Source organism: Paracoccus wurundjeri (assembly GCF_030678915.1).
Taxonomy (GTDB): Bacteria; Pseudomonadota; Alphaproteobacteria; order Rhodobacterales; family Rhodobacteraceae; genus Paracoccus; species Paracoccus onubensis_A.
The window spans coordinates 108,229-129,538 of sequence record NZ_JAUUTZ010000002.1 but is presented as its reverse complement, the minus strand read 5'-3'; the positions used below and the strand labels follow the sequence as shown (position 1 = coordinate 129,538).

The window sequence follows — 21,310 nt, the reverse complement described above, 5'->3', positions numbered from 1 at the left end:
ATCGCCCTGTTCTTCAAGACGGGCCGCCATCTGTTGCGGCCCGTCTTGTTGTCATAGGAATGCCGTATCCCCGGCAAGGCACTTCTCACGACAACCCGCAACAAAAGGCGGCAGAGAATGTCAAAACCCGATGTCAGCTTCGATGCCTGGAACCCGGGTTTAAACTCGGCACTTCCCTCGGAACTTATGCCGGCGATCACGCTTTTTCGCCCGGAAAATTCTGAAACGGGATATCACGATGCCAAACAGGCCGCTGATTTCTGCGGACTGAAACCCGAAGAGATGATCGCATTCAAAGCCGAGCGATTGGCAATGCACGACATCCTGATCCGGGTAACGACAGAGCTTTTCGTACCCGACGGGCCGAATTACGAAGAATTGGGGATCAACCTGCGGGGCATGGCAAGCCGGATCCTGGACAACTGGATCCAGCCAAGATTACCGGAACTCGAAGCCGAATTCGCCAAGCTCCGCACCCGGGTGGAACAAAGCCTGGCAGATCGCCTCGACGCGGATATATTCAAGCGACGAGCCCCGAACCCGATTAACGACAAACCGGGGCTTTTGGGAAAGCTTTTCGGAAAAAAGCAGCCCTTGGCAAAGGCTTCAGTTCTGCCAGAACTTGCGGCGCTTTCGGAATGGCAAAACCGTGTCGACGCGACAGATGATCCGCTGGAGCAGGCATGTCTCAGGGCGTTGCTGGCTACCGTTGGCGGGATTGTCGGCCAGCGTGGCCGTCTGATGGCCGACAAGGATCTTGTGATCTCCCTGACCTCAAGGCTGGTCTGCAATTCATATGGCAGCCGCATGATCAGTTCGCTGATAGAGCCCATATTTCTGGAAGCAGTGGACAAGGAGGGATACAGGCTGCTGCCTTACCAGGCACGCCCCTTCGTCATGAATGTCAAAGGCGCCTCTGCTGCGGGCAAAAGTACGATCCGGCCGCTACAGTTGCAGCTGGCGGAACGGCTGGGCATAGATTGGAAGGATTTCGCCCTCGTCAGCCCTGATTACTGGCGCAAGTTCCTGCTGGATTATAACAGTCTGGGCGAACATTTCAAATATGCCGCCATGCTGACCGGACATGAGCTGGAAATCATCGACAGGAAACTTGACAGCTACATGGAAGAAAAGGCGGCCAATTCGAACATGCCGCATTTGCTGATCGACCGCTTCCGTTTCGACAGTTTCAAACTGTCGACCAATCAGCAGACCGACGGTCGGTTGCTCAGCCGTTTCGGCCATACCGTATTCATATTCTTCATCATCACACCTCCGACCGAAACGGTGGAGCGGGCGTGGAAACGAGGTCGGGAAACCGGCCGCTACAAGGCCGTCGATGATCTCCTCTTTCACAATGTCGAGGCCTATACAGGCATGCCCGAACTGTTCCTGACATGGGTCGGCAAGAAAAGCCCCAAGGTGCATTTCGAATTTCTCGACAATAGCGTAGCTTTCGGAGAACGTCCCCGCACCGTCGCATTCGGATGGAACGGCGAAATCACCATCCTCGATCCGGACTGCATCCGCCGGATGAATGATTACAAGCAGATCAATATCGATGCCCAATCTCCGGCAGAGGTCTATCTGGACATCGCGGACAATCGCGACATTCTTGCGACCTTCATCGCGCGGATTCCGAAGGTCTCGTTCATTCACAAGGACAAAGGGGATCTTCTCGCGCAATTCCTTGGCGGTGAATGTCAGTTCGAGTCAGGGGATTTTCTGAAGCAGGTCGGATTGGAAAGAATGTCTCGTGAGGAAACAGCGGGACTGTCCGGGCAAAAACAGGTTGCCGATATGGTTAAGATCGATTGTGACCGCGAACGGCATTACACTCTCGGAGACTGGTAAGGCGCAGCTATGCGCGGGGATGCGCATAGCATCGGTCTCCTAGGAGGAAAAGCAGGAACAAGGGCCGCATCGGCGGGCAATTCCCGTCATATGGTGCGCTTATGGCTTTCCGCGACAAGAGCGCAGAATCCGCATGCAGTCCCTACAACTTGTTTCGCCGCTTTTACCCGGCGTTGAAGTTCTGTTAACACGCTCGTAAGGCCATGTTTTTATTTTGTTAAGGGTCTTGCTCTGCATGCATAGCGGACTTGCGCCAGACGACCCTACCGGATCGGAAGAGCCTTCTTATATGCGGGGCATGAACGGCATGAAATATGTAGAAGGTAGAGTATCATGACCTATGCAGACCCCAAACACTACGCCTCCGCCAGCCAAAAGCGCGGTGGTTTTTTTGCAGCTCTTTTCAATGCTCTGCGGGCTGGTGCTGCGGTCAGAAGCGGGCGCAAATCCGCTACCGGGCCTCTTCGTTTCCACGGCTCACCCCGGGCTTTCTGAGCTCTTCGAGGCTTCGCCCTCGCCGGGTAACTGATTTGCAACCCGGCTTTCTTCCGGAAAACCTGTAAATGCTTTCGGTTGGCCGATCACCGGCCAACCTGATCAATTGTTTACCCGCTAGTGAAGAAATACGGCTGCAGCCGCTGACTTGATAAGCGGGATGGCTGGCAGAGTATGCCCCATCAGCTGATCGGCGCCTTCGTAGAGCATCTTAACGGCCACATAAAGGATGAGGATAAGCCCGACCCATCCGATCCAGCGAAAGCGATGAAGAAGCCGCGCGATGAAAGTCGCGGCAAATCCCATCATGACCACTGACAGCGCAAGACCAAAGATCAGGGCTTCAATGTGGTGTTGCGCAGCCCCGGCCACAGCCAGCACATTGTCGAGCGACATGGAGACATCGGCAATGATGATCTGGGTGGTTGCCTGACGCAGGGTCTTGCGCGGCGCTCCGCCAGCCACGGTGCCGTCCGCGTTCGTGTCACTGTCGGACAGCGCCTCGGTCGCGCCATGTTCATCCTCGTGGGAAACGCTGAGTTCGCGATACATTTTCCAGCAAACCCAAAGCAGCAGGACGCCCCCGGCAATCAGCAGGCCACCGCCAAGTGACAAAAGCTGAGTCGTAATGAGCGCAAAGAAGATACGCATGAGCGTCGCGGCTAATATGCCGATCATGATGGCCCGTTTGCGCAATTCAGGGGGGAGGCCGGCAGCAGCCAGGCCGATAACAATCGCATTATCCCCGGCCAGTACCAGGTCGATCATGATCACTTGTAGCAGGGAAGAGATAAAACTCGGGTCAATGCCAAACATAGGCACTCCTCAAAACAGCGGCTGAGGTGTGGTGGTTCCCGACATCACGAATCGCCGCCTGAATCGCCAGAGGGGCCCGGTCACCGTTATTTTAATCCGCATAAAGCGGAAAGATTGTATTCAGGTCTTCTGACTAGATCCTCTGTCGCCTTTCTGCAATTGGATAAATTTCCTTTCAGTTCTGCTCAGGTGCGCGTCGCCTGTTCCTTGGTTTGCTTCGTGTACACAGCCTGTTGCGTATATGCGGCCACATACGCGGCAGCAATCGGGTTGCGGTCGCGGATATGCACCCACCACATCGGGGCGATGTTTTCATGAAGCCACATGAAGCCTACCGCGAAACCCGTGCTGACGAGAAGCTGAAACCCGAAGAACGCAAGCACGCCGTCGGAAAGGAGGGACGGGCTGCCGAGATAGAGATTGATCACCACCTCGTAAATGGTGCGTGAGACCGTGTAGCCGATCAGCCAGTAACCAACGGCCGGAGTAATGCCCCCGATCCGGATCCGGGCCTGGGCCAACAGTAAACTGTAGCCCGCCCCGAACAGCGCCAGTGGGATGCCGAGAGCCAGCACCGAAACCACAACGTAGCCGATAGGTAGCCCTCCATAGAGGGCTACCCCGCCGACTGCAAATGACGCGATGACACCGAGCATAGAGCCGGGTAGCAGAAGCTCGGTCATTCGCTTGACGGAATTAGTCATTGCATTTCACCTTAATCCGGCAGCGCGCCAAAGACGACCAGACTGATAAACAGCGCACCGAAGTACAAAAGCGCGCCAAGCCCGATAATCACGTTGAACACGATATGTGGGCGAATTGCTTTCGGCAACAGCAGGTTGTTGACCAGCAGAAGCACGATGCAGTAGCCGCCCATCGAGAACGCCGACAGGAATGCCAGCATGCCCAGGATTGCCGTAGGTCCGTCGGCGGGTCCGAACAGCAGGATAAGGATCCCGAAGATCGTCGCTCCCCACAGGAAGCCGAAATAAAGGTGGCCCATTTTGAACTTCTGCGCCCCCGGGACGAAGAAATAGGTCATATCCGCCTGACCGCGGGCAAACGCGTCGACGATACCCATTGTTCCCTTATAGCCGACCAATATGATGAAGATGAAGAACAGGGTGCCAAGGAACGCACCGCCCGCTTCCGAGAACGCGTTGGCCATCGCGCTCAGCGCGGCTTCCTGGTTGCCCTGCTCGAACTGTGCCACCACTTCGGGGCTTATCCGTGATGCGGCCATGGCAAGAATCGTGAAGATGATGGTCACGATCATGGTGGTGCCGAAGAACATCAGGATCGCGTCATAGCGTACCCAGCGATACCAGCCCTTCCACTTTTCCAGTTCTTCCGCGTCGTCAGTGTCGACCATGTAACCGGCAACGGGATAGGTTTCCTCTTCCTCGCTATGCGCAAGTCCGCGGATTCTCGGGATATGGGCACCGTTACCGGCTCCTTTGTCACGCAGCCACAACGTGTACCACATCTGCTGCATGCCGGATGGCCCTGCAAAGGCGATCGAGCCGACGATGATCGGGAACCAGGCCGCCGTCATCATCTCATCGGGAATATAGCCAAATGCCACCATGCCGGTCAGGGTAAGCCAGAGATCGTTCCACGACCCGATTATCCCCGCGATGACGGCAGAACCGATGACCAGAAAGCCGATCAGGAACGCCATCAGTTTTTCGAGCAGGTCATACACGTATTTCGCGTAGCTGAAGACCAAGGCGATGGAGAGTAGGCCGAGACAGGCGAACCATAACCAGTTGATCCCCGTGATCTTCTCGAACGCCAGCGCGCCCGCCGAGATATGCCCGGGCCAGATATAGGTTACCATGGCCAGCGCGAAAAAGAACCACATGAGGGGCTTCCAGACACGCGCGGCGCCCATGAAGATGCTTTCACCCGTGGCCATGGCCCAGCGGGCCATTTCCATCATCACAGCCGTCTGCACCACGACACCGATCAGGAACAGCCACCGGATTTCCGGCCCGAACATCAGTACCAGTCGCGGCCACATATAGGTCTCACCGAGACCCACGCCCACCGCAACAAGGATCATCGCCGGTCCGACAATATGGATCGCCTGAGGTGCGACCGGAAGTTTGGCGATCCGCAATGGATCTAGCCCCCCCGCTTTCCAGTATCTTGGTTCGTCTTCGCCCGGCGCTGCTTTGCCTGCCTCGGGAAACGACGAGTCTTTGTTATCGTAATTCACAACAATTCTCCTCCCTAGGGTGAGTCCCTATAAACTTCTCTGCATACTAGTGCTTTGAGTGGTTCAGCCTGATCATGAGCAAAAGAGACACGCGATACTCCTGGCTGCGTGTTCGTCAGATGCGGCTTGAGGCCTTTTTCCTCAAGCTCCGGGGGGTCGCCCGATTCAACGGCTGCATATTGCTGAGCGGGATCATTTATACCGAATGGTATGGGTTCCGATGGCAGGATACGTCCGGAATCTGCGGACCTCGCGTATTCGCCAGAATATTTCAGGAACCGGCGTGGCATGGAACCCAAGGCGTTCGCCCGATGATCGACAGCGCATTCGTAAAGGCGCACCGCAACAAGCTTGAAAAAACGGTGGCCACCCGAAAGCGATCGGACGTACCGGGGGCGGCCCGAATCCCAAGCCGACATGCTCAGCATTGGCAAGGGCGGCCCGTTATCGCATCGCGAACGCCTTCGGAAAGCTGAAGGACCGGCACAGCATCGCTATATGATACGAGCGATGCGATGACATCTTCCCCAGCCTCATTCTCCTCCTTGCAATCGTCATTCTATTGATCTGCTGCTCACCGTGACCAACGCCGAGTTCATGCATGACGTGGCTGGTACCGGTTTTGTTCATCCTTACCGCGACACCGGGCCCCATCATCTTCCATGACGGCTCCCCTGCTACGGTATGCAGCGCTTCCAGCTTTATGATGTTGTCCTGTCCGGGTGATTCAGCCCCCTCTCCCCGGGCCGAAGCATCCATCAGGTCATACGTATCCAACTGAGATGCAGTATTCACATCATCCCTCCCCGTTTGATGTTTCCTACAACTGGTTACTCCTTCAATTGCAGGGCCGACTCGTTAAGCACTTTTCCCGGGGCAAGTTGTCCTGCGGCAAATCGCCTCATGGCAAACACTTCTGGTATAACGTATTACCAATTTGTCATACATGCAACAGATTTGATCAAGCGCTATAGCCAGCTTAAAAATTCGCGGGATCAACAACATCAAATTCCGGAATACTTCATTTCTGACTGCATTGTTCCTGCACATCCAGTCCTTTTTCACCCACTCACGAATCAACTCGGCATAATCAGCAGAGATTGACTTGGTAAATTTTCTGGTATTACATATACCAGAAATATCTCGCAGTATCCCCTTACCCACGCAATCCTTGGTCAGGAGATAAATATGAGAATCTGCGTTTATGGCGCCGGTGCTATCGGTGGTTACATGGCAGTCATGCTGAAACGTGGTGGCGCCGATGTTTCGCTTATTGCCCGCGGACCGCATCTCAGGGCGATTCAGGAACGCGGCCTCACAGTGCGAGCTGATGGCGAAGAGATCGTCGAGCGGATGACCGCCAGCGAGGATCCTGCCGCAATCGGCCTGCAGGATTACGTGATTATTGCGCTCAAGGCGCATCAGGCATGGGAAACCGCCGCAGCGATCACTCCGCTATTGCGTGACGAGACAGCGGTAGTGACAGCGCAGAATGGGCTGCCGTGGTGGTATTTCCACGGGCTCGACCCAGCCTATGCGGATCTGCAGCCAAGGTGGGGGCGCATCGCACATCCATGTTGCAGGATGTTTCTCGCGGCAGGCCCATCGAACTGGACGCCCTGCTGACCTCTGTCCAGGAAATGGGCCGCCTTGCCGGTGCCGAAACACCGCTGATCGACAGCGTATTGGCGCTGGCCCAACAGATGGGACGCGTAAAGGGGATTTACCCCACATTCCCGGAAACTGATCCGAACGACGGGATTGGCGCCCCGAAGCCCCCGCTAATCCCGGCTGCGAGCGGTTGTGTCAGTCGAACAAGTCTGCGCTATGATTCTCGATATAGTCGGCCAGACCAAGCGTATGATCGCGGCAAAGCTTCTCTGCCAGTACGGTGTCACGTTTTTCCAGGGCATCGATAATTGCCAGATGATCACTGATCGATTGCTTTGCGCGATCGTGACGGCCAATCGTCATTTTGCGGATGCCGCGCACATGCAGGACGATATCCTCGATCATTTCCTGAAGAATGGGGGCTCCGGCCATCTGGATCAATGTCTGGTGAAATAACAGATTGGCCTCGGAATATTCGCTCGGATAATCCTCGGGGGCGTGACCGTCATTGAATTTCTCGAAGATTTTCCGCAAGCGGCCGATGTCGGTTTTGCCGGCATTCAAGGTGATCAGCCGGGCCGCCATGCTTTCAAGAGCCGCCCATATATGGATCATTTCGATCACTTCGCGCTTGGTCTTGCGCAAAACGATGATCCCCCGCCGCGGGACGGATTTCACAAACCCCTGCTGCTCAAGCATGGCCAGTGCCTCGCGGATCGGGGTTCGGCTAACCCCCAGGCGCTCCGCCAGTTGCCGTTCGTCAAGCCAGGTGTCCTCGGACACGCTGTAGATATCCATCCCCGTAATCGCCTGTTTCAGCATCGCATAGATACGTGTCTTGAAATTAGGCTCTGCAGCGAAAGGCTCCAGTACAAGGTCCGGGCCTGTCTTGTCGGAAACCGGCCAACGCGTCTGAGATTTGGAACTCACAAGTGTCTCCTGCAGTCAACGGGTGGAATTTATAATAACATATCTCAACTGGAACAGATCACTGGATAATGCAAGGATTCGGGCTCCGGGCAAATCCAAAGGGACTGCCCGGGACAAGCTTGCAATCGCGACCAATATCCGGGACGAGGAACCAGCCGCATTGGGTTCGCTATTCCGCAGCTGTTGGCTGCGCCTCTTCCGGTTGACCCTTGAGCAGCCCAACCAATGTCTCGCCGATCTTTGCGGGCGTGGGCGAGACCCGGAGTCCCGCATCCCGCATGGCCGCGATCTTGTCCTCGGCCCCGCCTTTGCCGCCCGAGATGACCGCCCCGGCATGTCCCATCCGACGTCCCGGCGGCGCAGTGCGCCCGGCGATGAAACCGACTGTCGGCTTGGAGCGTCCTCGTCGCGCTTCATCGGCAAGGAACTGGGCGGCGTCCTCTTCCGCCTGACCGCCGATCTCACCGATCATGACAATGGATTCCGTCGCCGGATCCGCCAGGAACAGCTCAAGCACGTCGATGAATTCCGTGCCCTTGATCGGATCCCCGCCGATCCCGACCGCCGTCGTCTGGCCCAGCCCCTGCTGCGATGTCTGGAACACCGCCTCATAGGTCAGCGTTCCCGAACGCGAGACGATCCCGACCGAGCCCTTGCGGAAGATCGAGGCGGGCATGATGCCGATCTTGCACTCATCTGTGGTGATCAGCCCCGGGCAGTTCGGACCGATCAAACGGGATTTCGAACCGGAAAGCGCCCGGTTGACCCGTTGCATGTCCAGAACCGGAATGCCCTCGGTGATGCAGACGATCAGCGGAATTTCCGCCTGAATCGCCTCGCAGATGGCGTCGGCGGCGAAAAGCGGCGGCACATAGATGACCGAGGCATCGGCATCGGTCGCCTGACGCGCCTCCAGAACCGTGTCGAAAACCGACAGGTCCAGATGCGTCGATCCGCCCTTGCCGGGGGCCACGCCGCCAACCATTTTCGTGCCGAATTCCAAAGCGGCCTTGGTATGGAAAGTGGCGGTCTTGCCGGTCATGCCCTGGCACAGAACCCGGGTATCCTTGTTGATGAGAATGGACATCAGCTTAAATCTCCGACTGCCTTGACTATTTTTTGCGCGGCATCGTCGAGATCATCGGCGGAAATGACATTCAGTCCCGACTCTTCGATGATCTTCTTACCCTCGGCGACTTTCGTGCCTTCAAGGCGCACCACCAGCGGTACCGAAAGCCCGACCTCTTTCACGGCCGTGATGATCCCCTCGGCGATCACATCGCAGCGCATGATGCCCCCGAAGATATTGACAAGAATGCCTTTTACATTGGGATCCGCCGTGATGATCTTGAACGCCGCCGCCACTTTTTCGGCAGTCGCGCCGCCGCCGACATCAAGGAAATTGGCAGGCGTTCCGCCGTGGTACTTGATGATATCCATCGTTCCCATGGCCAGACCGGCCCCGTTGACCATGCAGCCGATATCCCCGTCAAGCGCGATATAGGACAGGTCATGGCGCGAGGCCTCGATTTCCTTGGCGTCCTCTTCGGTTTCGTCACGCATTTCCGCGATATCCGGATGGCGGGACAGCGCATTGGAATCGAAACCCATTTTTGCATCGAGACAGCGCAGTTGGCCGTCACCGGTCAGCACCAGCGGGTTGATCTCCAGCATCTCCATGTCGCGGGCCATGAAAGCCGTGTAAAGTTTACCGGCCAATGCTCCCGCCTGTTTGGCGAGATCGCCGGTCAGTCCCAGTGCCTTTGCCACAGCGCGGCCATGATGAGGCATGAACCCGGTTGCCGGATCGACGCCAAGCGTCAGGATTTTCTCGGGCGTTTCATGCGCCACCGTCTCGATATCCATCCCGCCCTCGGTCGACACCACGAAAGAGGTGAAGCCGGTCGCGCGATCGACCAGCAGGGACAGGTAGAATTCCTTGTCGATCTGTGACCCTGCCTCGACGTAAAGCCGGTTCACCTGCTTGCCATCGGGGCCTGTCTGCACCGTGACCAGCGTATTGTTCAGCATCTGCGCCGCGTGTTCGCGCACTTCATCCGCCGATCGGGCCAACCGCACACCCCCACCGGCATCCGCACCCAGTTCCTTGAAACTGCCCTTGCCGCGCCCGCCGGCATGGATCTGCGCCTTGACGACGAAAACCGGCCCGGGCAGCTTCCCCGCTGCGGCCTGCGCTTCATCGGCATCCATCGCGGCGAACCCGTCGGGAACCGGCACGCCATAGGATCTCAGGACATCCTTGGCCTGATATTCATGTATATGCATCTTGTGATTTTCCTTGTTCGGACAGCCCAAATCCCGAAGCGACCCGGCTCCGGCGCAAAGCCGGAACCGGACCACCCGAAAGGATCAAAGCAGGCCCGCGCCCCTAGCCCATTTATATTTGGCGCCCAGCACTTCGACCGGGAGTTCGGTGGAATAGGCATAGGCAGGGATGCCGTGCTGATAGAGATATTCCGCCGCTTCCTCGACCTCGACATCACCGGCAAGCGAAGCCACCATCGGCTTTTCGATACCTTTGGCGGCCATCTCTTCCTTCACTTCGACCATGAGCTTGGCGAAGACCATAGGCGGCGTGACGATGGTGTGCCAGTAACCAAGGATCAGCGAATGGATGCGGTCATCCTCCAGCCCCAGACGGACCGTGTTCTTATAGGTTTCCGGCGGCTCGCCCCCGGTGATGTCCACCGGATTGCCCGCCGCACCGAAAGGCGGGATGAACTTGCGGAAAGCCGCATCCAGATCGTCCGGCATCGACATCAGGTTCAGGTCATTGTCGACGCAGGCATCCGACAGAAGCACGCCGGAACCGCCCGCCCCGGTGATGATCACCACATTTTCGCCCTTGGGCACCGGCATGACCGGAATGCCCCGCGCGAATTCCAGAAGCTGTTTCAGCGACCGGGCGCGGATCACCCCCGATTGCTTGAAGACATCCTCGTAGATCTTGTCGTTGCCTGCCAAAGCCCCGGTATGCGAGGATGCGGCCTTGGCACCGGCCGAAGTGCGCCCGGCCTTCAGAACCACCACCGGCTTGGTTTTCGAGACGCGCTTGGCGACCTCGGCAAAGGCCCGCCCGTCCTTCAAATCCTCGCAGTGCTGGGCGATAATCTTTGTGTTGTCATCCTGTTCGAAGAAGGTCAGCAAATCGTCTTCATCGATATCGGATTTGTTACCCAATCCGACGATTGCCGACACACCCATCTTCGCCGAGCGCGAAAAGCCGATGATCGCCATGCCGATCCCGCCCGATTGCGATGACAGCGCCGCCGAACCCTTCACGTCAAAAGCCGTGCAGAAGGTCGCGCAAAGATTGTCGGGCGTGTAATAGAACCCGTAGATATTCGGCCCCATCAGGCGGATATTATACTTGCGGCCGATCTTTACGATCTCTTCCTGCAACTCCGGCTCACCCGCTTCGGCGAATCCCGACGGGATCAGCACCGCGCCGGGGATTCCCTTTTCGCCACATTCCGTCAATGCGCCGGCCACGAATTTAGCCGGGATGGCAAAGACAGCGGTGTCAATTTCACCCGGTACATCCTTGACGCTTTTATAAGCCTTGTAGCCAAGGATATCGTCAGCCTTTGGGTGGATCGGATAGATATCGCCGTTATATCCCCCGTCGATGAGATTGCGCATGACCGAGTTGCCGATCTTGCCCTGTTCGTTCGAAGCTCCGATGACGGCCACCGCACGCGGGCGCATCACCTTGTTCATGGCCGTCACGATCTCTTCCTGGCTGGGTCGGTGACGGGGCTCGGGCTGGTCATGATCAAGAACGATGCGCACATCCGCGGCAATTGCGCCGTCCTTGGTTGCAAAGACCGGGTTCAGGTCAAGTTCCGAGATTTCCGGATGATCGCTGATCAATTGCGAAACTCGCACGATCATATCGGCCAGCGCCTCGCGACTGACCGGGTCGCCGCCGCGGACCCCCTTGAGCATTTCAGAGGCCTGAATGCCGTCAAGCATCGACAGCGCCTCGGCATTATCGACGGGTGCAAGCCGGAAGGTGATATCCTTCAGGACCTCGACCAGCACACCGCCAAGGCCGAAGGCCACCAGCTTGCCGAAACTGCCATCGGTCACGGCGCCGATAATGACCTCTTGCCCCGCCGGCACCATCTGCTGAACCTGAACGCCACTGATATCGGCATCGGCCTTGTAGTTTTTCGCATTGGCGATGATCGTGTCGTATGCCTTGCGCGCATCGTCGGCCGTTTCCACGCCGACGATCACCCCTCCGGCATCTGTCTTGTGAAGAATGTCCTGCGAGACGATCTTCATCACCACCGGGAATCCCATATCAGAGGCCAGTCTGGCGGCGTCGTCAGCACTTGTCGCCAGCCCCTCGTCAGGGACCGAGATACCATAGGCATCGCATAACAGCTTGCCTTCAGGCGCGGTCAGAGCCGTGCGGCCCTCGGCCTTTACCGCCTCCAGCGTTTTCCGGACATTGGTCTTATCAAGCATGTTTCCCCCTCCTGACGGACATGTCGTCATCGAACCACGCCGCCCATGCCGGAGCATCGTAGTTCATCTTCTGGTATTATGAATGATGGATGCCAGAAAGCAATCCTGTCAACCCCAAGTTTCCGGAACAGGGAAAAGAAGACAACAACATGGCCAATTTTGGCCATTCCGGTCAGTGCTATAACCGGATTCCAATCATTTTTGCCGCGCCCTTGAAATACTCGTGGGCGCGACAGAGAAAACCCGGATCGCAGGCAATTCTTGGGTCAGGTGCTGATATCTTTCCGCGGATTCTTACCTGTCAACAAGGCCGAATGCCCCGAAAGCTACATCAGAACGTCAGCCCCATGGCGAAACCGCCGATAAGGTAGCAGGTGCCGGTAATCAGCAATATACCGATTATGTTCAGCACCACTCCGCCTCGGGCCATCTGGGCAATCGTCACCCTGCCGGTACCGAAGACGATAGCATTGGGCGGAGTGCCGACAGGCAGCATGAAGGCACATGTGGCGGCAAAGGCTGCCGGGATCAGCAAACTCATCGCATCAGCCCCGATTCCAAGCGCGACACCACCAAGAATCGGGATGAAGGTCGCCGCAGTTGCGGTATTCGAGGTAATTTCGGTCAGGAACAGGATAATCGTGACGACCGCCGCGATCAGAAGCAGGTTGGGAAGCGCACCAAGCCCCTGCACCTGGGCACCGAACCAGCTGTCCAGCCCTGAGGCCGCCACCGCCGAGGCAAGGCTCAGCCCCCCGCCAAACAGTAACAGCACTCCCCAGGGCAGACCGTTTTCCGCATCCCTCCAGTTCAGCACCATCTGAGTCCTTCCCTTGCCGGGCAGAATGAACATCGCTAGCCCTGCCGCGACGGCGATCGCCGTATCGTCCAGACTGCCAAGCCAGGGCAGTGCTGCATCGACGGCCGGGACGCTGCTCAGAAGGCCCGGCACCACCCACAGGACAGCCGCGGAAATAAAGACGAACATCACCATGCGCTCTCCCTGGCTAAGCGGGCCCAACGCGGCAATCTGATCGTCGATCATCTTCCGGCCACCGGGGATCTCGGGCAGATCGAAACGATAGAGAAAGCGTGTCATGAATATCCAGGCGATAAAGATGAACCCGAAAGCCAGCGGTACACCCAGAAGCATCCATTCCAGAAACCCGATCTGGCGGCCAAGCTCGTCCGAGGCATAGCCCGCGACGATGGCGTTAGGTGGGCTGCCAAGCAGCGTACCCAATCCACCCATCGAAGCAGACCATGCAATCGCCAGCAGCAGGCAGATACCGAATGACGCAATATTGCGATCCTCGGTCACGCGGGTAAGCTCCGCGCTGGCCGGTAGCGTCTGCGGTGATTCATCTTCCCCCTGATGTGCCTTGCTGCGATCCATCATCAGGGACAGGACCGACATCCCGATGGGCAGCATCATCAATGTCGTTGCGGTATTCGATACCCACATGGACAGAAAGCCGGTCGCCAGCATCATCCCCAGCACGATTTGTCGCGGCTGCACCCCTACCCTGCGCAGGGTCAGCAGTGCCACGCGACGGTGCAGGTTCCATTTTTCCATTGCAATGGCAATCAGGAAGCCGCCAAGGAAAAGAAAAACGATGGAACTTGCATAGGGTGCGGTGGCCTCGCCGACCGTGCGCCCGGTCAAAGCCGGAATCAGAACGATGGGTAGCAGGGCAGTTGCCGACAGGGGAATTGCCTCGGTCATCCACCAGATCGCCATCAACGTGCCAATCGCCGCGACGATGCGGGCATCGGCCGGCAAATCGTCCGAACCACCCAGCAGCAACCACACAGCTCCCGCCGCAACCAGTCCCATCAGGCGCAGAATCCAGGTTAACCGCGCCGACCGTTCACTACCTGCACCGTCGTCGTCGTATTCACCCTGCTGGTGCATTTCTTCCTCGAGCTTCATTTCTGCGCCTTTCCCTACTCGTACGATCTACTCCGTCCGATCAGAGCACGACATCCAGTCGGGTCGATCCGGCCTCTTCCCTTGTTCGGCACTTCATAGCCCCCGGTCCGAACCAACAAACCCCGTGCGTTTCCGGATGGCCGAAATTCCCGGCCCAGCGGCACCGCCGCTATCAAGGTTCTCGTGATAGCCGCAATCCTCCGACACCCGCAGTGATCCGATATTCGCACCGTTCCGTCGCGTCTCCCATCAGAGCCGGACCTTCGGACAAAAAAGGGGCATGAGTCTATTGTGGTTATCCGAAACCATGCGTCACGCCAATTCCGGCGCCTGCGACCTGTTCGGCTTCGGGGCCATGGCATAACGCCGGATTCGCGCGGCGGATTTTCCGGGCTACCGCTATGGGCGGCGGATGGAATCGGCTAACCGCGCGCCTGCATTTTTTCTTTCACTTTCTGCGCTTGCCGGGCACCGAATCCGAAACTGAATCTGCATAAAACCGAAAGAAGCAATGAAACGACGACCAGAATCCCGGCAAGGATCGCAACCGAAGCAGGTTCGCGCAGCATCTCGTCCAATTCGGGGAATAGCCCCAACAGATAAACCGCGATGAACACCGCAACGCCCAGCAGGGTCGAAGTCAATGCAAAACTGAAACCCGCCTTCCAGGCGAAACCGCGCTGGGGACGCTGGCCGGTCCGGTTGAAATACATCGTGCCGACCTGCATCGCCGATAATGTGGGAATGACAACACCCATTGCGCTGCTGTCGAAGCTGAACTGGAAGAACATCTCCAACGCCACGAGCAGCAAAAATACCGCGACCGAAATCAGCAGATACAATCCGGCAAAGATCAGGATCAGCGTTTTCAATGATGCGTTGGACTGTGTCATGCTGATCGATATCCCCTGAATCAGGCCATCAGAATCTCACGGTCTCATGTATGTCGCAAGTGGTATTGATGGTCAGCTTCCCGGAAACAAGAATTGAACCCGCCGACACAATCTTTTCAGGATCACCGGTTACGAACGGGGTTCAGTTGCAGTTCATGGATTGCCCTGAAAACTTTTTGCAACAGTTCCAGCTGTTCTTCCGTAAATGTGCTGGCTTGTTCGGTTTCATATGGCACCTTCAGATCAGACATGTCGAACAACGTGGCCGAATCCACGAAATATTCCTTCCGTATTGCCTCATTCCCCTTGGTGCAGTCATCCATGATTTGACAGCGCAGATCATATGGCAAGATCACCCTTGTCGCGCCGGTATCCGGAATACCCAGCTTATGAAGTCGGCGATAGATTTCTCTGGGCTTGTAGTTCTTGAAACGGGCCAACTGGCTCATCACGGCAAGCGCATCCGCATGAGGCGCATTATTCCCGAATGATCGTCCTTCCGCGGAATAAAGGTTCTCACGGCCGATCAATGACAGGAAATCCGCTGCGACATCCCCGGAAACAAGATGATCCTTCTCGTATCTCCGCACGATAATCCGGGCTTCAGGAAATACATCTTTCCAGCTTTGGATGATGTCATTGTAATTCGTACCCCCCGCAGCTTTTTGTTTTGCAACGTAATCCTCAAGGCTTCCGACGAAACTCCCGGTCTTGGCGCGCTGGGCATATAGAGATTCCAGATACCTGTCCTGCCGCCTGATATAGCAGACGATTTTCAAGTTGATATCGGCCCCGTTGATATGCTCCCTTATGATGGTCGACAATTTGGCAGCCGGAATTCTGAACAACATCTCGCTGGAGACAACGACATCGCGCATATCTTCAAACTGCGCGTTTTTGAAAATCTCGGCGCAGATATTGGCTGCTTCTCCTGTTTTGCCGTTACCAAGGCTGATGGCAAGGCGATTGGACTCCCGCATTTTCGGTGCGGGAGTCACATATTGCAGCCCCTTCTTCTCAAATGCTGCGCGATTCCTAAGCAGATAGGTCTGCAGGGATGACGAACCCGTCTTTTCCGACCCAATATGCAGCCATAAATTCCTTGCATCGGTCATTTATCCTCTCCTGTTTTCCTGTCGCATAAATTTCCAAGCTGTCTCGCGTCCTGAAATCCGCATCGTGATTTCCGTGCTTCTCATCGCCATTCACGCATTGCCCCGATTGTCAGGATCAACAGACACAAGCAAACCAAAGGAAAAACCGGCATCAAAAATATACATCAATATCCCTGCGCCACAGCGGATCCTGCGAAATTTCCGGGCAATAATCCAGCACCAAAAGGCACCGGTTCGATCAACCCATCTGAATGGTCCGGCATGACTGTCTATGCATGATCGGTCTGGGGCCTATCGGAACGACGGTTCTGCCATCAGTGGCTGGTCTAAGACGGATGGGATCCGCTGTACCACGCTGCGGATGGCTGCCGACGCAATAACATATCACGTCAAATGGCTGCACCATAACAAGCCCCGATCCCGGTCAAGCCAAAAGCCTGCGACAGCAACTCGAACCGCGCGGTAAGTTTTCGCGCCTCCATGGCTACAGCGGGAATTCGCCAAGCGAGCTTCATGTAAATGGCTTGTTTTCGCTTGCTAATTCAGTGGAGGTCTGGTCGCTCCGGCGCGAATGGATTAGATCATGACAGGCAGCCTGCGATGCATCACCAGCTAAGCGCATACGCGCCATCGTGGGAAGCGAAACGAAGTTGCAATGGAGATACAGCGGAATGTCTATTAACCCGAAGCCCCTGCGCGCATTTGTTATTGTCGCCGCACTTGCTGCCACCACGGCACTTGGTGCCTGCAAGGAAGAAGGTGAAGGCGGCGATGCCATGACCACAGATCCTGCCGCTGCGCCCGCGACGGAAGAACCGGCTCCGGGCCTTGAGTAGGTTTCTCTTCTGGTAAAAAAGTGTTTCTAAGTTCGGAAATGAACAGTTGCAGGGATCGCCGCTATCTTGCTGGCGATCCCTTCTTTTTGGGGTAGATGATCCCGCAGCCCTGCACTGGACACCATTCCTCCCCTGAATGTTCTCGATAATTCGGGCATACTACCGGATCCACCGCCGTCGACGCCATAAGAGCCGGTGAAGTAATCCGAGCTCTTGTCGATAATCCTTGAAGCTCTTCGGGTGTCGGCATGGATCCGGACCTGCATCCCGATCAGCACCATCCGTAAATGCTAAGCCAGCATCTTCAGATCACCGCAGATCGAGATCGCCTGCCCCGAGATCGTGCCGCCCCTGCCGCTGGCCAGGTACAGGATCTGATCGGCAATCTGCTGCGGGGTGACATAATGCCGGATAGAAGCGAAGGAAAAAGCCTCCGCCTCGATCTCGGCGACGTTGCGCCCCTGGGACTGCGCCTTGGCCTCCAGTACCCGGCGCTGCCGGTCGCCGCTGACCAGTCCCGGCAGGATGGCGTTGACGCGAATATCGTCGGGACCAAGTTCAATGGCCAGCGATTTCGTCAGCCCGATCACCCCCCATTTCGCCGCCGAATAGGGCGTGCGCAGCCGGAACCCCATCCGTCCCGCAGCCGAAGACAGATTCGCGATCGAAGCATTATCGCTTTTCCGCAGATACGGCACGGCGCGGGCGCAGGCCGCGAACTGGCTGGTCAGGCAGATATTCATGCACTGTTCCCACGCCGCCAGGTCGATATCCTCGATACGCGCGGTCGGCCCGGCGATACCCGCATTGTTCACCAGACAGTCGAGCCCGCCCAGATCGGCGGTCGCCGTATCGATAAAATCGCCCAGCCCCTTCGTGTCACCGACATCGACGCGATAGCAGATGGCCCCGGATGGCAGGCTTTCCAGTCCGGCCTCATCGATATCGCAGGTCGCGACCCGGGCGCCCTCGGCCAGAAACGCCTCGACAATGGCGCGTCCTATGCCATTGGCGCCCGCGGTGACGATCACGCGATGTCCTGCTAGCTGCAAGTCCATCCTTCCCCCTCCCGTTTCAGCCGCGCAAGGCGTCACGCGACAGGATGAATTCAGCGGCCGAACGGATATCGGCAGCCAGCGCCGTGGCCGCCGCCCCGCCGTCCCGCCGCTCGATGGCCGCGACGAGATCCGCATGGTTGCGCACCGATGCGGCATTGCGATTGCGGCGCGAAGCATTCCCCAGATCGAGATTAATCACCGGCCCGGCCTTGAGCCACATGGTCGAGATCACCTCGTACAGCACCGGAGATCCGGCAGCTTCATAGATATGGAAATGCAGCGCCTTGTTGGCCCGCACCGCTTCGCGTCCATCGGGATTGACCAGCGAATCGCGAAAACGCCGGTCAAGGTTTCGCATTTCATCCATCGCGCGCACCGGCATGCGTTCGGCGGCAAGCCGTACCGCATATGTCTCGTTATGAATCCGGACCTCGGTCAGGTCCTGAAATCCAGCTCGCGTCAGCACTGGCACCGCCACAGCACGGTTCGGCCTGACCTCCAATGCCCCACTGGCGACCAGCCGGCTGACTGCCTCCCGCACCGGCATGACCGACACGCCCAGCCGGTCAGCCAGGTCGCGCATCGACATGCGGTCATCGGGCCGCAATTGCCCGGACAGCAGCATTTCGCAAAGAATGTCATGCACCTGCCGGGCAAGCGAACCGGGGCGCGTAACGGGGGGAGAATCCGGGATCATTTATTCATCCTGATCATATCACCAGTTTGACGACTGTGATCTCATTCTGCAAGAGATATCCAAATGAATCGTTGACAAATGTTCCATAAAATAAAACTGTGATCTCAGATCGCAGCGGTGGGGAGGCCGCGTGATCCGACACCGAACAGAGGAGGAATGTTCGATGACTCTCCGTTCCAGTTTCGACCGCCGCGGGTTCCTGCGCACCACGAGCGCCGCTGCCCTGGGAACGCTGGCTGCGCCCTCAATCCTGCGGGCGCAGGACGGCCCCATCATCCTTGGCCACCTGACCCCACATACCGGTTTCCTTGGTCCGCTTGGCGAATATGCGGTGATGGCTGCCGAACTCGCGGTCGAGGAAATCAACGCGGCGGATGGCATCGATGGTCGCCAGCTGCAACTGATCAAGGAGGATTCGGTCAATCCGCAGACGGCCTCGACCAAGGCGGAACGGATGATCGGTCGCGACAAGGTCGCCGCCATTATCGGCGAGATCTCGTCCGCTTCCGCACTGACCATCGCCCAAACCGTCGAACGCGGCAAGACACTGTTCCTGAATACCGGCGCCAATTCCGATGCTTTGCGCGGGGCCGATTGCAAGCGGCACATGTTCCATGTCGAGACGCAAAATGCCATGTATGTGAATGCCGAAGGTCAGCATTTGCTGCAAAGCGGGCTGGTCGAGGGCAAGAAATGGTATGTCCTGACCGCCGATTACGCCTTTGGGCATGACCTGCTGGCCGGAGCCAAGGCATTTCTGGAGCGCAATGGAGGCAGCATCGCGGGCGAGGATCTGGTGCCGACCGATGCGACCGATTTTTCGTCTTTCATGCTGAAGATCCGCGCCGCCGAGCCCGATCTGGTCGCCCTGAACCTCGCCGGCACGCAAATCACCAGCTTTTTCAAGCAATACGGCGAATTCGGGCTGGATTTTCCCGTCGGCGGCTTCGGCTTCGACACGGCAATGGCATGGGCTGCCGGGGTGCAGAATTTCCGCGGCACCTGGCCCTGCGTCTGGAACCACCAGATCGACACTGAACGTTCCCAGGCGTTCACCAAGGCGTTCACCGACAAATACGGCATGCCGCCGGAAAATCAGGCCTGGGGCGACTATATGGCAATCCAGATCCTGGCCCAGGCCATCCGCGAGACCAAGGGAACCGATGCCGCAGCGATCATCGAATATTTCGAAGACCCGGAGGCGAAGTTCGACATGATGAAAACGCGTGAGGGCTATTTCAACTCGGAAAATCACCAGCTGCTGCAGGAAATCTACGCCATCACCGCCGTGCCTGCCGGTGATGCGGAAAACGAGTGGGACATCTTCACTACCTCGGAACCGCTGCCTGCGCCGGATCAACCGCTGGAGACCCTGATCGCCGATGCGGTCGGCGGCAGCTGCAGCTTTTCCGCCTGATACCGGCGGGGCGCATTCGCGGCGCCCCGACCCATGCAAGGGAGTACCATCGGGATGAGTCTGTTCCTGTTTCTCTCCCAGCTTCTGAACGGGTTGCTGGACGGCTTCTATTATCTTCTGATCGCTATCGGCCTATCGCTGATCTTTTCCCTCGGCGGGATCGTGAATCTCGCCCACGGGGCGTTTTTCGCCATCGGCGCCTATCTGGCCATCGCACTGACGCCCTATACCGGCTTTTTCGGCGCGGTCATCCTGGTCCCGCTGATCGTCGCCGGGCTGGGCATGATCGTCGAAAGGCTGCTGTTCACGCGTTTCTACAGGGCCGATCCGCTTTATTCGCTGCTGTTGACTTTCGGTCTGGCGATGATCATCGAACAGGCCCTGCGGTGGAGTTTCGGAGCGGCGCCCCTTGCCTACAACATGCCCGAGCTTTTGCGCGGACAGGTTTTCATCGGAGATTTCATCTATTCGCGCTATCGCATTTTCCTGATCACGGTGGCGGTTCTGGCGGTAGCCGCCCTGTGGTTGCTGCTGAACCGGACGGCCTTTGGCCGGATCGTGCGGGCGGGTATCCAGAACCCGGACGTCCTTGGCGCCATGGGTATCTCGCTGCGGCCCTATCTGTCGGTGGTCGCGGGGATTGGCATCGGACTGGCGGGGCTGGCGGGCATGCTGATGGCACCGATCGTTCCTGTTCATCCCGCGATGGGTACCGAAGTGCTGACCGCGGCCTTCGTGGTGGTGGTGATCGGCGGGCTGGGATCGTTCTGGGGGGTCGTTCTGGCCGCGATCCTGGTCGGCGTGGTCAAGGGCTTCGTCATCGGTATCAATCTGCCGTCATGGTCGCTGGCAGCCATCTACCTGCTGATGTTCCTCGTTCTGCTGCTGCGTCCACGCGGGCTGATGGGCGAACGAATCCTGCGTTTCGAGTGATCCC

19 protein-coding genes are annotated in these 21,310 nt (G+C 57.5%); 6 read left to right on the top strand and 13 right to left on the bottom strand.

Annotated elements, in window-relative coordinates; translation table 11 throughout:
- The first annotated feature begins 117 nt into the window (after positions 1–117).
- Positions 118–1,854, top strand: a complete 1,737-nt coding sequence (locus Q0601_RS02970; protein ID WP_305286969.1) for a DEAD/DEAH box helicase family protein — start codon at positions 118–120, stop codon at positions 1,852–1,854.
- A gap of 612 nt (positions 1,855–2,466) precedes the next feature.
- On the opposite strand, the gene Q0601_RS02965 is transcribed toward Q0601_RS02970, so the two are convergent.
- The 4 genes from Q0601_RS02965 to Q0601_RS02945 all read right to left on the bottom strand — a co-directional run bounded on the left by Q0601_RS02965 (position 2,467) and on the right by Q0601_RS02945 (position 6,181).
- Complete coding sequence (locus Q0601_RS02965) at positions 2,467–3,165, bottom strand: TerC family protein (protein ID WP_305286967.1); 699 nt, start codon at positions 3,163–3,165, stop codon at positions 2,467–2,469.
- Positions 3,166–3,350: 185 nt separating this feature from the next.
- Positions 3,351–3,869: a hypothetical protein gene (locus Q0601_RS02960; protein ID WP_305286965.1), complete on the bottom strand. Its 519-nt coding sequence runs from the start codon at positions 3,867–3,869 to the stop codon at positions 3,351–3,353.
- Between the two features lie 11 nt (positions 3,870–3,880).
- Positions 3,881–5,386 carry an Nramp family divalent metal transporter gene (locus tag Q0601_RS02955; protein WP_305286963.1) on the bottom strand — a complete coding sequence of 502 codons (1,506 nt, stop codon included), beginning with the start codon at positions 5,384–5,386 and terminating at the stop codon, positions 3,881–3,883.
- Positions 5,387–5,830: 444 nt separating this feature from the next.
- Entirely contained in the window at positions 5,831–6,181 is a 351-nt protein-coding gene (locus Q0601_RS02945; protein WP_305287408.1) for a hypothetical protein, read from the bottom strand.
- A gap of 393 nt (positions 6,182–6,574) precedes the next feature.
- On the opposite strand from Q0601_RS02945, the gene Q0601_RS02940 reads away from it, so the two are divergent.
- Both Q0601_RS02940 and Q0601_RS24680 read left to right on the top strand, forming a co-directional pair.
- Complete coding sequence (locus Q0601_RS02940; protein WP_370656085.1) at positions 6,575–7,012, top strand: ketopantoate reductase family protein; 438 nt, start codon at positions 6,575–6,577, stop codon at positions 7,010–7,012.
- A complete protein-coding gene (locus Q0601_RS24680) occupies positions 6,961–7,305 on the top strand; it encodes a ketopantoate reductase C-terminal domain-containing protein (RefSeq protein ID WP_370656084.1) in 345 nt (114 codons plus the stop codon). The genes Q0601_RS02940 and Q0601_RS24680 overlap by 52 nt, the downstream gene beginning before the upstream one ends.
- Here the strand turns inward: Q0601_RS24680 and Q0601_RS02935 are convergent.
- The 7 genes from Q0601_RS02935 to Q0601_RS02905 all read right to left on the bottom strand — a co-directional run bounded on the left by Q0601_RS02935 (position 7,193) and on the right by Q0601_RS02905 (position 16,365).
- A complete protein-coding gene (locus Q0601_RS02935) occupies positions 7,193–7,927 on the bottom strand; it encodes a GntR family transcriptional regulator (protein ID WP_305286961.1) in 735 nt (244 codons plus the stop codon). The two genes, Q0601_RS24680 and Q0601_RS02935, sit on opposite strands and share 113 nt — an antisense overlap.
- Positions 7,928–8,096: 169 nt before the next feature.
- Positions 8,097–9,014, bottom strand: a complete 918-nt coding sequence (sucD, locus tag Q0601_RS02930) for a succinate--CoA ligase subunit alpha (RefSeq protein ID WP_305286959.1) — start codon at positions 9,012–9,014, stop codon at positions 8,097–8,099.
- Positions 9,014–10,213 (bottom strand): ADP-forming succinate--CoA ligase subunit beta, encoded by a 1,200-nt coding sequence (gene sucC, locus Q0601_RS02925; RefSeq protein ID WP_305286957.1) that lies wholly within the window; start codon positions 10,211–10,213, stop codon positions 9,014–9,016. Before sucC ends, sucD begins: the two co-directional genes overlap by 1 nt.
- A gap of 84 nt (positions 10,214–10,297) precedes the next feature.
- Positions 10,298–12,424 carry an acetate--CoA ligase family protein gene (locus Q0601_RS02920; protein WP_305286955.1) on the bottom strand — a complete coding sequence of 709 codons (2,127 nt, stop codon included), beginning with the start codon at positions 12,422–12,424 and terminating at the stop codon, positions 10,298–10,300.
- A 331-nt stretch (positions 12,425–12,755) separates the two neighbouring features.
- Positions 12,756–14,357: an SLC13 family permease gene (locus Q0601_RS02915; RefSeq protein ID WP_305286953.1), complete on the bottom strand. Its 1,602-nt coding sequence runs from the start codon at positions 14,355–14,357 to the stop codon at positions 12,756–12,758.
- Between the two features lie 422 nt (positions 14,358–14,779).
- Positions 14,780–15,250: an ABZJ_00895 family protein gene (locus tag Q0601_RS02910; RefSeq protein ID WP_305286952.1), complete on the bottom strand. Its 471-nt coding sequence runs from the start codon at positions 15,248–15,250 to the stop codon at positions 14,780–14,782.
- 122 nt (positions 15,251–15,372) lie between these two features.
- Complete coding sequence (locus Q0601_RS02905) at positions 15,373–16,365, bottom strand: hypothetical protein (protein WP_305286950.1); 993 nt, start codon at positions 16,363–16,365, stop codon at positions 15,373–15,375.
- Between the two features lie 671 nt (positions 16,366–17,036).
- Here Q0601_RS02905 and Q0601_RS02900 point away from each other — a divergent pair.
- Entirely contained in the window at positions 17,037–17,201 is a 165-nt protein-coding gene (locus Q0601_RS02900) for a hypothetical protein (protein WP_305286948.1), read from the top strand.
- A gap of 290 nt (positions 17,202–17,491) precedes the next feature.
- On the opposite strand, the gene Q0601_RS02895 is transcribed toward Q0601_RS02900, so the two are convergent.
- Both Q0601_RS02895 and Q0601_RS02890 read right to left on the bottom strand, forming a co-directional pair.
- The gene (locus Q0601_RS02895) at positions 17,492–18,259 is read right to left on the bottom strand and encodes an SDR family oxidoreductase (RefSeq protein WP_305286946.1); all 768 of its coding nucleotides are present in this window, start codon (positions 18,257–18,259) and stop codon (positions 17,492–17,494) included.
- 16 nt (positions 18,260–18,275) lie between these two features.
- Positions 18,276–18,956, bottom strand: a complete 681-nt coding sequence (locus Q0601_RS02890) for a GntR family transcriptional regulator (protein WP_305286944.1) — start codon at positions 18,954–18,956, stop codon at positions 18,276–18,278.
- Between the two features lie 163 nt (positions 18,957–19,119).
- On the opposite strand from Q0601_RS02890, the gene Q0601_RS02885 reads away from it, so the two are divergent.
- Together Q0601_RS02885 and Q0601_RS02880 are read left to right on the top strand one after the other, a co-directional pair.
- Positions 19,120–20,373: an ABC transporter substrate-binding protein gene (locus tag Q0601_RS02885; RefSeq protein ID WP_305286942.1), complete on the top strand. Its 1,254-nt coding sequence runs from the start codon at positions 19,120–19,122 to the stop codon at positions 20,371–20,373.
- Positions 20,374–20,427: 54 nt separating this feature from the next.
- Positions 20,428–21,306 (top strand): branched-chain amino acid ABC transporter permease, encoded by an 879-nt coding sequence (locus Q0601_RS02880; protein ID WP_305286940.1) that lies wholly within the window; start codon positions 20,428–20,430, stop codon positions 21,304–21,306.
- Positions 21,307–21,310 lie beyond the last annotated feature (4 nt).

Bases quoted from the DNA above. Each gene is read 5' to 3' on its own strand.
- Q0601_RS02970 (WP_305286969.1), top strand. From the start codon at position 118: ATGTCAAAACCCGATGTCAGCTTCGATGCCTGGAACCCGGGTTTAAAC.
- Q0601_RS02965 (WP_305286967.1), bottom strand. From the start codon at position 3,165: ATGTTTGGCATTGACCCGAGTTTTATCTCTTCCCTGCTACAAGTGATC.
- Q0601_RS02960 (WP_305286965.1), bottom strand. From the start codon at position 3,869: ATGACTAATTCCGTCAAGCGAATGACCGAGCTTCTGCTACCCGGCTCT.
- Q0601_RS02940 (WP_370656085.1), top strand. From the start codon at position 6,575: ATGAGAATCTGCGTTTATGGCGCCGGTGCTATCGGTGGTTACATGGCA.
- Q0601_RS24680 (WP_370656084.1), top strand. From the start codon at position 6,961: ATGTTGCAGGATGTTTCTCGCGGCAGGCCCATCGAACTGGACGCCCTG.
- sucD (WP_305286959.1), bottom strand. From the start codon at position 9,014: ATGTCCATTCTCATCAACAAGGATACCCGGGTTCTGTGCCAGGGCATG.
- sucC (WP_305286957.1), bottom strand. From the start codon at position 10,213: ATGCATATACATGAATATCAGGCCAAGGATGTCCTGAGATCCTATGGC.
- Q0601_RS02920 (WP_305286955.1), bottom strand. From the start codon at position 12,424: ATGCTTGATAAGACCAATGTCCGGAAAACGCTGGAGGCGGTAAAGGCC.
- Q0601_RS02915 (WP_305286953.1), bottom strand. From the start codon at position 14,357: ATGAAGCTCGAGGAAGAAATGCACCAGCAGGGTGAATACGACGACGAC.
- Q0601_RS02910 (WP_305286952.1), bottom strand. From the start codon at position 15,250: ATGACACAGTCCAACGCATCATTGAAAACGCTGATCCTGATCTTTGCC.
- Q0601_RS02905 (WP_305286950.1), bottom strand. From the start codon at position 16,365: ATGACCGATGCAAGGAATTTATGGCTGCATATTGGGTCGGAAAAGACG.
- Q0601_RS02900 (WP_305286948.1), top strand. From the start codon at position 17,037: ATGTCTATTAACCCGAAGCCCCTGCGCGCATTTGTTATTGTCGCCGCA.
- Q0601_RS02895 (WP_305286946.1), bottom strand. From the start codon at position 18,259: ATGGACTTGCAGCTAGCAGGACATCGCGTGATCGTCACCGCGGGCGCC.
- Q0601_RS02890 (WP_305286944.1), bottom strand. From the start codon at position 18,956: ATGATCCCGGATTCTCCCCCCGTTACGCGCCCCGGTTCGCTTGCCCGG.
- Q0601_RS02885 (WP_305286942.1), top strand. From the start codon at position 19,120: ATGACTCTCCGTTCCAGTTTCGACCGCCGCGGGTTCCTGCGCACCACG.
- Q0601_RS02880 (WP_305286940.1), top strand. From the start codon at position 20,428: ATGAGTCTGTTCCTGTTTCTCTCCCAGCTTCTGAACGGGTTGCTGGAC.